Origin of the sequence: Peptostreptococcus faecalis (assembly GCF_900240845.1) — a bacterium.
GTDB classification, from domain to species: Bacteria; Bacillota; Clostridia; order Peptostreptococcales; family Peptostreptococcaceae; genus Peptostreptococcus; species Peptostreptococcus faecalis.
In genome coordinates, this window is record NZ_OERU01000003.1 from 43,315 (window position 1) to 56,431 (window position 13,117).

Annotated in this window: 15 protein-coding genes; all 15 read left to right on the forward strand. The window is 31.4% G+C overall.

The window, feature by feature from the left end; translation table 11 throughout:
* The first annotated feature begins 114 nt into the window (after positions 1 to 114).
* Entirely contained in the window at positions 115 to 984 is an 870-nt protein-coding gene (locus tag C0982_RS06935) for a hypothetical protein (protein WP_101773506.1), read from the forward strand.
* Positions 985 to 1,025: 41 nt separating this feature from the next.
* Positions 1,026 to 2,720, forward strand: coding sequence for a terminase large subunit domain-containing protein (locus tag C0982_RS06940; RefSeq protein WP_101773507.1), 1,695 nt, complete (start codon positions 1,026 to 1,028; stop codon positions 2,718 to 2,720).
* 18 nt (positions 2,721 to 2,738) lie between these two features.
* Positions 2,739 to 4,211: a hypothetical protein gene (locus C0982_RS06945; RefSeq protein WP_101773508.1), complete on the forward strand. Its 1,473-nt coding sequence runs from the start codon at positions 2,739 to 2,741 to the stop codon at positions 4,209 to 4,211.
* Positions 4,212 to 4,213: 2 nt separating this feature from the next.
* Positions 4,214 to 4,435, forward strand: coding sequence for a hypothetical protein (locus tag C0982_RS06950; protein WP_101773509.1), 222 nt, complete (start codon positions 4,214 to 4,216; stop codon positions 4,433 to 4,435).
* 63 nt (positions 4,436 to 4,498) lie between these two features.
* A complete protein-coding gene (locus C0982_RS06955; RefSeq protein WP_101773510.1) occupies positions 4,499 to 5,758 on the forward strand; it encodes a hypothetical protein in 1,260 nt (419 codons plus the stop codon).
* Between the two features lie 14 nt (positions 5,759 to 5,772).
* Positions 5,773 to 6,252 carry a hypothetical protein gene (locus C0982_RS06960; RefSeq protein WP_101773511.1) on the forward strand — a complete coding sequence of 160 codons (480 nt, stop codon included), beginning with the start codon at positions 5,773 to 5,775 and terminating at the stop codon, positions 6,250 to 6,252.
* 22 nt (positions 6,253 to 6,274) lie between these two features.
* Positions 6,275 to 7,255 carry a hypothetical protein gene (locus C0982_RS06965; protein WP_101773512.1) on the forward strand — a complete coding sequence of 327 codons (981 nt, stop codon included), beginning with the start codon at positions 6,275 to 6,277 and terminating at the stop codon, positions 7,253 to 7,255.
* Positions 7,256 to 7,309: 54 nt separating this feature from the next.
* The gene (locus C0982_RS06970) at positions 7,310 to 7,867 is read left to right on the forward strand and encodes a hypothetical protein (protein WP_101773513.1); all 558 of its coding nucleotides are present in this window, start codon (positions 7,310 to 7,312) and stop codon (positions 7,865 to 7,867) included.
* Between the two features lie 10 nt (positions 7,868 to 7,877).
* Positions 7,878 to 8,489: a hypothetical protein gene (locus C0982_RS06975; RefSeq protein ID WP_101773514.1), complete on the forward strand. Its 612-nt coding sequence runs from the start codon at positions 7,878 to 7,880 to the stop codon at positions 8,487 to 8,489.
* Complete coding sequence (locus C0982_RS06980; RefSeq protein WP_101773515.1) at positions 8,467 to 9,492, forward strand: hypothetical protein; 1,026 nt, start codon at positions 8,467 to 8,469, stop codon at positions 9,490 to 9,492. The genes C0982_RS06975 and C0982_RS06980 overlap by 23 nt, the downstream gene beginning before the upstream one ends.
* A gap of 4 nt (positions 9,493 to 9,496) precedes the next feature.
* Complete coding sequence (locus C0982_RS06985; protein ID WP_101773516.1) at positions 9,497 to 10,021, forward strand: hypothetical protein; 525 nt, start codon at positions 9,497 to 9,499, stop codon at positions 10,019 to 10,021.
* On the forward strand, positions 10,014 to 10,895 hold the full coding sequence (locus tag C0982_RS06990; protein WP_101773517.1) for a hypothetical protein: 882 nt from the start codon (positions 10,014 to 10,016) through the stop codon (positions 10,893 to 10,895). The genes C0982_RS06985 and C0982_RS06990 overlap by 8 nt, the downstream gene beginning before the upstream one ends.
* Before the next feature lie 47 nt (positions 10,896 to 10,942).
* Complete coding sequence (locus tag C0982_RS06995) at positions 10,943 to 11,752, forward strand: hypothetical protein (RefSeq protein ID WP_101773518.1); 810 nt, start codon at positions 10,943 to 10,945, stop codon at positions 11,750 to 11,752.
* Positions 11,753 to 11,871: 119 nt separating this feature from the next.
* On the forward strand, positions 11,872 to 12,648 hold the full coding sequence (locus C0982_RS07000; protein WP_101773519.1) for a phage tail domain-containing protein: 777 nt from the start codon (positions 11,872 to 11,874) through the stop codon (positions 12,646 to 12,648).
* Between the two features lie 10 nt (positions 12,649 to 12,658).
* A complete protein-coding gene (locus C0982_RS07005; RefSeq protein ID WP_101773520.1) occupies positions 12,659 to 13,111 on the forward strand; it encodes a hypothetical protein in 453 nt (150 codons plus the stop codon).
* The last annotated feature ends 6 nt before the right edge of the window (positions 13,112 to 13,117 follow it).

Genomic DNA, 13,117 nt, shown 5'->3' on the forward strand with positions numbered 1-13,117 from the left:
TTATAGTGTCTTTTTTTCAGTTACTTAGGTAACTGGCATAATTTCCTCCATTCTCCTTATGATGTTGGGTGGTTAACGCCACCCGGTGTCATATTTTAGAAAGGAAAAATGGAGATGGAAGTAAATAAGAAAATAAAAAACTTAGGAACGGTTATAAAGTGCCACTCTTGTGGTAGTGGAAAAATTGTTTCTGAATACTACAAAACAAACAATAAATTCAATGCAGATGAAGGCTATCTTCCTATATGTAAAAAATGTTTATCAACTATGTTTTCAAAATTGATAAAGTTATATGAAAAAGATATTAGGAAGGCCTTTATGCATTTATGCATGATGATGGACTTTGAAATTAATCAAGATGCATTTGATAAAAATATAGATAAAGAAAATCCAGAAATTAGTATATTAGCGTACTTTGATCATATAACAAGAACAGCAGGAAGAAGAAAAATAACCTCTATGAATGAGGAAAGTATACATAGTATTATTGAACTTTCTAAGGGTCTAAAATTAGAAAATAATGATTATGAAATGATTATAGAAAGCTTTGAAGTCACCCCTGAAATGTATAAATTATGGGGAAAATCATACACTAAAGAAGAAATATATTTCTTAGAAGAGCAATTTGAAGAAATAAAAGAAACTCACTCTGGAAAAACGCCAATGGAATTTAACTGGTATAGAGATTATGCAGTCATGGAATTAAATAAAAGAAAAGCTCAAGACGCTGGAGAGCATAAGGAATACATGGCATATAATAAAGCACAATCAAGTTTGATGAAAGAGGCGGGATTAAATCCTTCTAAGAATGATATGGCAGAGAGCGATTCAGCTTTAGCAGGAATGATGGCAAAGGCACTAGAAAATGAGGCTCCTATAGGTGAGGTATCGGAAGATTTTAATGATGTAGATAAAATAGAAGAATATATGAATACTCTTTATTGTCCACCTCTAGCAAGATCCATAGGTGGTGTTTTAAAATAACGGAATTCAAATTATTTACTAAAACAAAAAAAAGAGAAAATGTGCCAAAGAATCCTATAGAGGCATATAAGAAGTCCATGAAAGAATGGATTCAGTTTTGGAGAGCTAACCCACATAGGTTTGCACAAGACTATTTACAGTTGAGGTTAAAACCATTTCAACAAGTAATGTTATATATGTTTAATAAGAATAAAACTAATATTTTAATAGCAACTAGAGGTATTGGGAAGTCATTTATGACAGCAGTTTACGCCTGTTGCATGGCTATACTTTATCCAAACTCAAAAATAGTAGTAGTTTGCAAGACTACATACCAATCAAAACTATTTATCAGTCAGAAGATAGAAAATGAGTTATATCAAATGTCTGTAATGCTAAGAAGAGAAATAAAAGAAATAAGATCTGAAAGTGAACAAAAAGTTGTTCATTTTAAAAACGGGTCTACTATAACAGCAGTCAACGCAGCCGAAAACAGGAGAGGTCTAAGAGCCACAATTTTAATAGTGGATGAGGCAGTAAAAATTGAACAAAGTATATTGGAATCTGTTTGTCTTCCATTTTTAAATGGGGCTGTAAGACAAAGAGGGTATAAGAAAAAGCCTGAGTATGCTAGTTATGTAGAAAAAGAGAATCAGACTATATATCTAACATCAGCATGGTTTAAGAATCATTATTTTTACAAAGAATATTACCTTAGAAGTATAAAAGAGATGCTTAATAAAGAAAGTTCCTTTGTGTTATGCTTTGACGAAAAAATGCCTCTAATGGAAAACTTAACAACAGAATCCGAAATAGCAGATTTAAAGAAAAAACTTAATCCAATGCGATATGACATGGAAATGAGATCTATATTCTGGGGCGAAGATATAGATGCATTTTTTAAGGTTGATTTATTTAATAAATGTAGGACTGGAGTAGATGTATATTATCCACCAAGCAATCTTGATTATGTAAGCGATGCTAGAAGTAAATATGAGATAGCCAAAAAAGATGGTGAGGCTAGAGTGCTGTCAGCCGATATAGCGGTAGCGGCAGGAAGAAAAAATGATAACTCTATATATTCTTTAATGAGAGTATTACCGATATCAGGAAGTGGATTTAGAACGCATTTAGCACATATGGAGTCACATAATGGATTAAAGCCTGAAAAACAAGCACTTCAAATTAAGAGGCTTTTTTATGATTTTAAATGTGACAGAGCTGTAATAGATGCTCATGGTGTAGGAATTTCTGTTTACAACGAACTAAAGAAAGAAACCTACGATCCCGAGAGAAATGAAAGATACCCTGAATGGGGTGCTTACAATGAAGATAGTATGGTTCCTGGAACAGTGGTTAATGATGTCCACTATGTTTTATATGCTATGAAAGCCAGTGCAGATTCAAACCATGAAATGGCTATGCATCTAAATGGTGATATCATGAGTGAAAAAATTGTTTTTCCTATGAGTGAGACAGAGGCGGAAGAAATATTGCAAGAGAGATATGGATATTCTTCTTTAATCGGTTCAATGCAAGCAAAATTATTAGAACCATTCATTCAAACAACATTATTAATGGGGGAAATGGTAAACCTAAAAGGCGAATGGCCTAATGGAAAAATAAAATTAAAAGAAAAGGCTGGAGCAAGAAAAGATAGATACTCAAGTTTGGCTTATGGTAATTTCATATGCCATCAGATAATAGAAGAAAGAACAAAGAAAGTTACGAAGAGCAAATTTATGTTCTTCACATAAAATATATAGAGAAAAGAGGTGAGAGTAATAGAAAATGAAAAAGTAAACACAGTTGAGACCATCACAAAGGAAGAGCGTGAAAAAAGAGAACAAAGCACAAAAATGTTCGCATCTAGAGCGGGACGTGACTCAAGGGGAATATCTTCTATAGAAGAAGTCTATAAGAAAATTTATTCAAATTCCACGATAACACCTGATATGTTGCAAAACTATTTAAGAAATCCTATAGCTAACACCTCTGGATTGCAAGATGTTTCTCAGAAAATGTTACTATCCAATGGTATTCTAAAAGAGTTTATAAATTATAAAGCTACGATTCTCACTCAAGATCATTATATTTATGCATCCGACTCTTTTCGATATAAGGATAAAGATTCAATTTTAAAAGATGAATTAAAAGTGGCTCTTCATCTAGAAAAATTCCATGTAAAAACACTTATTAGATGGATAACCGAGAGACTTTTAATAAATGGTGAAGTATATATTTATAAAAGAGAACTAAAAGATGGAATATTAATGCAAGAAATTCCACAAAAGTTCTGCAAGATTGTACAACTCGATGAGTTTGGTGTATTTAGGTATGGCATTGACTTGGGGAAAATAGATGATAAAGATATAGAATTTTATCCGGATGAAATTCAAAAAGCTAAAAAGTTGAAAAACAAAACCAATAAAAAGAAATTTAAAGGTAACTATTATATTGTAGGTGAAAACGGAATAGCTTTTCAAATGAACCAATGGGATTCCAAAGGTTTACCATATTATATGCATTTGTTCCCAGCTTTGATGAATTTATCGGAATCTGAAAATATAGATAATCTTAGTAATGAGTTGGATAACTACAAACTTTTACATCAGAAAATAGACACTGATAAAGATGGAAACATACTAGTTGAATCAGACACAGCGGAAATGTATCATGAGGCATTAAAGCAGAAAGCACCAGATGGGGTAGGGGCGATAACAACTCCATACACCATTAAACCAATAACGCTTGGTGATGGCAAATTAAAAAATTATGAACACACAAATAAGATTAAAGAAAGTATATATGACAACGCTGGTATCGCCAACGATTTATTTAATGGAAATTCAAAAACGAATGAAGCTACAATACTTAGTGCTATTATAGATACCTTAATTCCACTAAAGATCCAATCACTGGTAGAAACCTATTTAAACTATGAACTGAAATTAAAGTTTAAAAGGGGTGGATGGAAAGTACAATTTGTCTCAACAACTCATTATAATAGGTCAAAGATGATGCAAGAAGAAAGAGAAAATTCGGCAGTATATACTTCTAAAAAAAGATATTTAGCTATACAAGGACACACACCTTTACAAGCTTTAAATATATTATATTCTGAAAACTTAATGGGATTAGAAGAATGGATGAAACCAATGCAGACAGCCCATACATTAAGTGGTAAGGGTAGACCAACTAATTCGGAAAACCCAAATTCTGACAGCGTTGGTGAACAAGGAGATTAGGGGTGATAAAAATGAGTAAAGAAAATATCCCAGACCTTAGAGATTATTATTTGTACATTATTTCAGAAGTTAAAATTTTGGAACAAATGGGTTATAAATTGATATGTGAATACCCTCAATCAAATGGGAAAACATATTATGCATTTCACAACAATGGTAGTCATAGCAAGGTGTTGGATGAAATGAAAGAGAAGTTTTATTACACAAATGAGCTATTCTTATAGGCTAACGCCTATTTTTTTTATATTCAAAAACAAAGACAAAATACAAAAGTAGGAGGTGATACCTTGAAGAATAAAAAATTATTTATGCAATGTGACCTTTCCGAGGGGAAGAGTGAAGTAGTAAATGGAAATCTTGTCCCGGTTAAGATTGCACTAATGCATGATAATGTCAATAAGCATGATTTAAATATAGACCTTGAAGTTATAAAATCAGCTTCAGAATCTATTAAAAATAAACCAATTCTAGCTTATATAAGACAGAAGGAAGACGGATCGTATGATTTCGCCGGACATGAATTTAAGCTTCAAGAAGATTATTACAGTGGGGAAATTAAAAGAGAATTTTTTGAACACCCTATTGGGTTAATACCAGAGTCAACGGAAATTGACTATGTTGAACATGATGGAAAAACATATATGACTTGCACAGGTTATATATATGAAGGGTATTCTAATCAAGCGTTAGATATCATTAAAGAAACTGGATCAAAATGTGTGAGTGTTGAAATTGAACATTCAGCGGAAAAACCAAATTCTGAATACTCAGGGGTTTCAGATATAGAAGCATTTACTTTTTTAGGAGTGACTATACTTTCTGATGAAATTGAACCTGGTATGGATGATAACTGTAGAATATCTTTTTCAAAAGATTCAAGCAAATTTGAAAGCTTTATAGCAAATGCAAATAAAGAACTTAGCGAGTTTGAATTGAAAAAGAAAAAAGAGGATGAACATTCCGAAGATGAGGGTGAGAATGACGATTCTAAAAACGACCCAGATACAACAAATGAACCTGAAGATGAAAATGAGTCTAAGGGTGAAGATGCTGAGCCGGAAGAAGATTTTGCTTGTAAAAAGAAGAAGAAAAAGACTTATACAAAAGAAGATGTTATGGCTTTAAATGAAGCCTTGTTTACTTGCTATTCTACAGAGATGGATACAAGTATCGAGACAATCGAAGATTTAAAGGAAAAAATATTAAATTCTTTCTCTTCTTTGATTAATGAAAACAAAGAACTTTCTGAATACAAAAAGGAAAATGAAAATAAGAAAAATGCAGAAGCTGTAGGAAACTTGGTTTCAGAATTCCCACTTTCAGAAGACGAAACATCAAGCTTGAAAGAAAAGGCCTTAAATGGTGAGTTAAGTTTAGAGGACTTAGAGAAAGAACTATATGTTCTTGTAGGAAAGAAAAACTTAAAGAAAAACAGTGAAAAAGAATTTAGTGCAAATGGGATAATGATGCACGATTTCAATGAGCCAGAAGAAGAAAATGAAGTCGCACAATATGGGCCTTCATTAAGAAAATATTTAGGATTTTAGGAGGATTTAAAAATATGGCATTAATAAATGTAAATAGAGACACAAATGATAGACCTATTTCGGTCGAATTAAAGGATATAGCGAATAAAGAATGTGTGAATGGACAGTTTATATCAATATCACACCCAACTGATGAGGCAAATCAAGAATTATTTGAAGGTGTAAAGCTGGATGCGTCTTTACCAGTAGGTATAATTGATGAACCTTTTCATCCATATGAAAAGTCTGAACAATATAATGATATGGCTTTTCCTGTTGGGGCAAGAGTTAGAGTGCGTTATATCGAACCAGGTTTAGAAATGACAGTTTCTAAAGCAGACTCAATAAAAGGGCAAATCGCATTAGGGGATTTTGTAACAATAGTACCAGGGGATCACAAACTTACAAAAGTTGCAGCTCCAAAAGAAGGCGAAACAGCAGGTGTTGCTGTGGGAAGAATAACGAGAGTCTATAAATTTAATAGACAAGATTCAGTAAAAATAGAATTTTTATAAAATAGAGGAGAGTGGTATATAAATGAGTAATGAAATTACAGCTTTAGCGTTAGAAATATATGAAGGGAAGAAGACATATTTTACAAATGCTAAAAAAGAAAAAGTTGATGCGAATGAAACATTAAGAGGAATGATAATGGAACAATGTGGTGGAAAGTGGAACCACAGAAGTTTTGATTTAGTTAAGCATACATTTTTTGATTTAATAGAAGAGATAGTAACGGTAAGAGGTTCTGAACTAACTAGAGATCTTTTTTCAAATATAATGACGTTCAAAGATGTTTCTCCAGGACAAAAACCTCAGTTTAGAGTTACTAATCCAGATCTATTTGAGGTTTCAGTCGTAGCAAATGGAACTATGAACTTCAATAGACAGAGACTATTCGATAGTGTAGTTAATACTACAGCTTTTGACCTAGGGGTAGCAATATATGACGATTGGGATTCTTTCATGTTAGGGTTAATAGATTTTAATGAAGCTGTAGACAAAGTAATTAAATCGTTTAATCATAAGATTGCTGAGTTGATAGGGAAAACGTTTACAGAAGCTTATAACACTTTAAAGAACGGACAGTTCCATGAGGTAGGTCAGTTAGATGAGACAAAACTATTAGAACTTGTTGAAAAGGTTGGTAACGGTGCTGTAATTTATGGTTCTAAGTTAGCTCTATCAAAAATACCAGGGATACAAGGTTTTGTGACTGATGCAACTGATATCAGAAATGGTGGATACTTGAGAATGTTCAAGGGTGTAAAGTGTGTTGAACTTGAAAATAGTTATAACAAGGAAAAGGAAAAGTTCGTAATCCCAGATAACATACTATACATAATACCAGAAGGTGAACATGTGTTATATGGTGGTTTTGAAGGAGACGCATTTGTTTATGATAGAACAAATATAACGGAAAGAATGGATAAGCAGCTAGAATTCTTCTATACTAGAAGATTCCATCTAGGAGTAGCAGTGGCGAATAGATTTGGTGGTTACGAGATAACAGCTTAAACATAGAGGGCACAGATATCTGTGTCCTTTTTTTTAAACACAAATGGAGGTAATATGGGAAAGATAATCAGAAAAAACAAAGGTAATAATAATTTAAACGAAATGCAGATCAAACTAAAGTCAACACTAAGAGAGAGTCAAGATGAAATAAGTGTGGACTTAGTAAATCTAGGTGTAGGGGGAGTTTATTTTAAATGTCCTCTTACGAAAGAAGTATTTATGTGGAATGAAGGTGGAGATGTAAGAAATGTTCCTTTGAGGATAATATTTTCTATACAGAGTAATGCTAAGTCATTATTAGAAGATCTTCACTTAGGGATAATTGAAGCTTACGGTATAGGTTTTGAACTTGAAGATCTTATCTGTGCAATAGGATTAAAAGAATCTTATGAACCATTTAATTTTGACGTAGGAAGTATAGATGACATAATAATTGATTCTAATCAAGACGACTTTAGGAAGTTATGCGAAAAGTGTAGCAAAAAAATACTAGAAAGAATTGCAAAGAGATATTTATTTTTAAGAGAAGAAAATTTAATCAATGAGAGGTCAAAGGAGTTAGACTTAGAGCATTTTTTAGATGAGAGAAATATATTTATTGAGACTATATAAGAGGTATTAGATGACGAAAACTGAAGATATTTACGAAATTTTTCTTTCTCAAATTGATGATGAATTATTTGCGATGTTAAGCCCAAATACTATGAGAAAACAATTGCATAATTACCTTGTTGGTGCGACAGCCAAGTTCAAAAAATGCAAAAAAGATCTTACTATTTTAGATTACAAGAATAAAAAAATAACTATTGACACAGATTTTCTTGACTTTGATAAAGACGAAGTTAAAGAGTCTTTTATAAATGTTTTTGGTGAAGAAACAGGAATAGAATATAAAAAAGGAATAGATTGGGTAATGGAAGGTGAAAACAGAATCATCTTTGAAATACCCCCACAAGAACCTGTATCAGTAGTGTTTTACAATGATGGATATTTTGAAGATACTTTAAGCAATGAAGAAGTCTTTATATTAGTAAAAGGGATGATAATCTATTGGTTGCAGCCAAAGGTTAATCGTGAAGAAAATCTAAAGAACATGGTGACAGATGGTGATTATAAAAAGCTATCTGGAGCTAATATGTTAGATAAAATGATTAAATTATATAAGACTACTTTAAGAGAATTTGAACTTGCTGTTATAAATTATACTTATAATGATTTTAAAGGATTCAACTAATATGTCAGATTTTTTAAATGAATATAGATCAAGAGTCGCAAACAAGGCAAAAAACGCAAAAGAAGTTGAAAAAAAAAGGGCTGAACAAGCATTTAAATCTTATCTCGATAACACTCCTACTTCTCAAAAAGTACAAATAACAGATGTTGATGAACCATTTATCTCAAAGAAAACTAAGAAGGTTTTAGCCGCAATCACAGATGTGACAAATAATGATAAATCTGTTCTTGATGAAAAAAATTTATTTGTAGAGCGAAATGTGAATATGGATGTCGGATGTTATGTTAAATTTGATAATCAAACATGGTTAATTATCTTCGAGGAACATCAGCCACTTGGTGTTAAAAAACAATATATAATGAAAAAATGCAATAACTATATTACTTTGAAATATAGAGGCAATTTAGTTCAGATACCAGTGTCTATAGAAAACTTAACAATGTATTCAGATGGTATAGCTGATGATGTATATATGTCTTATATGGATTCAAAAAAGCAGATAGGATATGGAAATAACTATATAACAAGAACAATAGGTGAGGGTTTCAGAATCCTATTAACCCATGAAACAGCTTATAAAGTAACCCACATAAATGATTTTGAATACAAGGGACTTATAAAATCTTTAGTTCTACAAACACAAATCTTGGTTGGTGATGAAACAGACATCTTCTTAGCTAATAATATTGGTTATTTTAATAATCTTTCCCCGGAAAAAAGAGTAGAAGAACCCAAAGACATAAAAGGGGAAATACTTGGTGAAAATAAATTGCTTTTAGGTGAAGAATCAGAATTTATCTTTGAAACAAAAAACAAAGAACATGAATTTGAATGGATATTAGAAGAAGATTATATTTTTAATATAATAGAAAATAATGGAAACAAGGTTACTGTGGTGGCGACTACCAACCCAAAATATATAGGTAAAAAAGCAGTCCTAAAAATAAAAGAAAAAAAGACTGAAGAAATAATAGACAAAATAGAACTGATTTTGAGGGGGTAGTAAAATGGCACAAATAGGATATATGAATAGAATGGTAACTGAGGTTTACAATGTTTTAATTCAAGATGATTTAATTTCTAAATTCATGCATTATTATAAAGAAAAAGATATAGACATTCCATCTCAACCAAAGGTAAAGAATCCAGTGGGTGCTTTAAAAAAACAGTTTTTTAAAAATAGAAGAATAGAAACTTTGCAAAGGGATGCGAATGTAAATATAACTATAAATATATCTAGAAAGACAAACTGGCAAGATGGCACATCTAAATGGCATGGAAAGAATTCTTTTGAAAATATTCTTGAAATAGGGGTTTCTTGCCACAATGACTGTGACAGAACTTTAAATGGCTCAAGAACATATGCATTAATTGATTTGATAGTTAAAAAGCTATCGGGAAACTCTATAGATTCTTTAGGTGAAGTTAGGTTCATAGAAACAATAGGAATTAGAGACTTAAATCAAGAATACTCTGGATACCTTACATACTTCAGTGTATATGGGATGAAAGACGAGGGATTTGATGATTGAGAGTAAATTAATGACTGGACAAGATATAGACTTGTCTCAATATGGATTAGGAGTCATAAAACAGCCAAGCTTAAAAGAACTATTAGAATTGCCAATCAAAGAATCTGATATAACATCTACTTTCATAATGATTGAAACTTTCTACGAAAAAATGACTGGGTTATCACCGAGTGCAGACTTATATAAATTAGATTGTTTGAGTATGGTAAATGAAGCTGTGGCTCAAATGGATTCAGAGGAATACAAAAGAGAAGTCCAAACAAGGTATAATGATGTATTTTTTAAAAGAGAAATAAGGTACACTTTTTTAGAAAAATTATTCTTGCTACTAAGTTGTTTTTTTGATTGCAATATAAAGGACATAGATATCAAAGAAGATCCTTTTGAGGACAGAAAAGATTTCAAGGGAATAGTTATCCTAATAAATAAAGGGGACTCTGAAGATGATAAAATTCTTATAGATAAAGAAAATTTCAACATACTTTTAAAGGTTATTTTTAAAATATTAGATATAGATATCAAGTCTATACTAAGTAGAACAGAAGAAGATGATGAGTGGGTAGAAAACAATGGGAGTGCAAAAGAAAGAAAATATATAGAAATATTTAAAAGAAAAGAGCGAGAAAGAAAGAAAAAAGAAGTATTACATATATGTGATTATATCAATGTTGTAGTAAATGATTCAGGTAGAGATTATAAAGAAGTAGCCAATTGGACGTATTACCAATTGATTAATACGTTTAAAGCTAGTTTCTTGAAAGATAGACATGATATGGATGTTAAGATGTTTACTTCTGGGAATTACAAGATAGATCCAAAGGAAATGTTGGATTGGAAAAAAGAAATTAAGATAAATATAGATGAGACAATTTAGTCTTGTCTTTTTTTATATAAAAATAATGAAGGATAGGTGATTAATTAATGGCATTCGCAATAAAAGACGCTGCCGATATGGGAGTATTTAATAAAGAGACAGGAGTACCGTTGTTTTATACTGAAGCAGCGAACTCTTTTGAGTTAAAAATTGAATCAGAAGAAGTTTTTGCAAAGGCAAAAGGCGTAGATACAATAGGGTTTAACAGTGGTAAAAAAGTAAGTGGGAAAGCGGAGTTTGAAGTTATCCAGTTTCCACAGCTTTCTATAATTCTTGCAAGTGATGTTGCTGAAAAGAATAATTATGCAGTAGCAAAAAAACTTAAAGCAAAATTGGGAGCCGATAAGAAGGTAATACTAAAAGGAGAGTCTCCTTTAGAGGGTTCTATGATGGCTATGCTACTAAAAGATGATGGTGCCGAACTAGGAGAAAAAGTTGAGGTAACTGTTACAAAAGTAGGTGATGATACAGAAGTTGTGTTCCCAGATACTGTAAAAGAGGGTCAGTTTGTAATACTTTTTTATCAGAATGTAGCACAAAAAGTGAAGGTAATAAAGGTTACTTCAGAAGGAGATACACCAAACCTTAGAATTGAAGCAATAGTTTCAGCTAAAATGCAGAATGGTAAAAAGATGGCTTTAAATCTAGTTATAAATAATGCGAGAGCAAAGAATAATGCAGAACTTACATTCTCTACAGAGAATCCATCTAAGTTCCCAATGGAATTTGACTGTTTCCCAGATGAATTAGGAGAAATTTTTGAATTGACATTTATTGAAGATGATGGAACAACAGATTTAGAAGAAAAGGTGAAAAACCTAGATCCTTCTATAAAACTTGATAATGAAGCTGCTTAGTATTGATATACCCCACCAATTGGTGGGGTTATTTTTTTTAAGTCAATTTAAAATTTTATTTAAATTCAATAAGATTTATTGGCTTTAAATATTTTTTTAAAAGAAAGGAGACAATAAAATTGGTCTTTCATTCGGACAGATTTATATTCGATGGAGTCAATTCGGAGAGCATAGGGATAATGTTAGTGACTGTCGGTGAAAATGACGTGCTAATGGACTATGGGATTCCATTTGAATACAAGTTAAAAGTAGAAAGTAGTTTTGGAGATAATCCTTTTTATACCAAAGAGGAGTCTCCACCAGAACCAATCACTTTAGATTTTTGCTTAACAGAGAATAGACAAGCAATAAAGTGGAGTGATGAGTTGGAAAAAGAAATAATTAACTGGTTAACACAAGATAAATTTTGTGAATTCATTTCTTATGATAATCCAGAATTAGTTTACTATTTTAGAGCAACAAAGGTTACAAAGAAAATGACACATCAAAAAAAAGGTATTTTATCAGTAACCTTTCAACCATATTACAAACATCCAGTGAAAAAGATAAGAAAAGATTTGTTGGTCGAGGGAGAAAGATTTACAAATATAAACAATGAGTGTATTTCAAGAGAATATGTATATCCAATGCTAGAAATTGAGGCAAACGCAAGTGGAAACGTAGAAATTTTAAATGAATCAATAGAAGATTCTGAACCTCTTGTAGTAAAAGGGCTAGAGGACGGAGAAAAAATATTTATCGACAATCAACTGTTTATAGTAATAGATGAAAATGATGAAAATAAGTTCCATAAAGTAAACAGACATTGGTTGAAACTAAAAAAGGGAACAAACAAAATAAAAATCAACGGAAATGTAAATATAAAAATTAAATGTAATTTAGAGATAAAGATATAAGGAGAAAATTATGAGAACAATAAAATTAAGTGAACTGCCTAAGAAGGAAAAATATAGAGATATAATTTCGGTTACTATGGATGACGGTGAAATAGATTATATATACGTTTTGAATCCAACAGGCGAAATAGAAAAAGAACTTTTAGAGGTATGCTCTGAGGTTATATTTGAAAAATGTGAACTTGACGATTCTGAATTGATGAAATTATTCATAGAAAAACTTACAAATATAGAAGTTGAATACGGATTTCAGGAAGTTCCAGAGTCCGATGCTTTAGCAAGAGTATATACTACACTAAAAACTATTTACTTTGAAATGATAGATTTTTGCTACAGATTTTATATTTGCGAAGAATCAGCAATGAAGGCAGAAGAAAGTAGAGAAAAATTATTAAAAGAAATCAGTGCGAAAGAAGAAAAAGAAGATAAAGAAATTATAAACGCCATAAAAGAAGATAAATAGTTATGA

What these genes read in the sequence shown, in the direction of transcription:
- C0982_RS06990 (WP_101773517.1), top strand. Translation starts at nt 10,014, where the DNA reads ATGATTGAGAGTAAATTAATGACTGGACAAGATATAGACTTGTCTCAA.
- C0982_RS06960 (WP_101773511.1), top strand. Translation starts at nt 5,773, where the DNA reads ATGGCATTAATAAATGTAAATAGAGACACAAATGATAGACCTATTTCG.
- C0982_RS06985 (WP_101773516.1), top strand. Translation starts at nt 9,497, where the DNA reads ATGGCACAAATAGGATATATGAATAGAATGGTAACTGAGGTTTACAAT.
- C0982_RS06935 (WP_101773506.1), top strand. Translation starts at nt 115, where the DNA reads ATGGAAGTAAATAAGAAAATAAAAAACTTAGGAACGGTTATAAAGTGC.
- C0982_RS06995 (WP_101773518.1), top strand. Translation starts at nt 10,943, where the DNA reads ATGGCATTCGCAATAAAAGACGCTGCCGATATGGGAGTATTTAATAAA.
- C0982_RS07005 (WP_101773520.1), top strand. Translation starts at nt 12,659, where the DNA reads ATGAGAACAATAAAATTAAGTGAACTGCCTAAGAAGGAAAAATATAGA.
- C0982_RS06970 (WP_101773513.1), top strand. Translation starts at nt 7,310, where the DNA reads ATGGGAAAGATAATCAGAAAAAACAAAGGTAATAATAATTTAAACGAA.
- C0982_RS06965 (WP_101773512.1), top strand. Translation starts at nt 6,275, where the DNA reads ATGAGTAATGAAATTACAGCTTTAGCGTTAGAAATATATGAAGGGAAG.
- C0982_RS06975 (WP_101773514.1), top strand. Translation starts at nt 7,878, where the DNA reads ATGACGAAAACTGAAGATATTTACGAAATTTTTCTTTCTCAAATTGAT.
- C0982_RS06980 (WP_101773515.1), top strand. Translation starts at nt 8,467, where the DNA reads ATGATTTTAAAGGATTCAACTAATATGTCAGATTTTTTAAATGAATAT.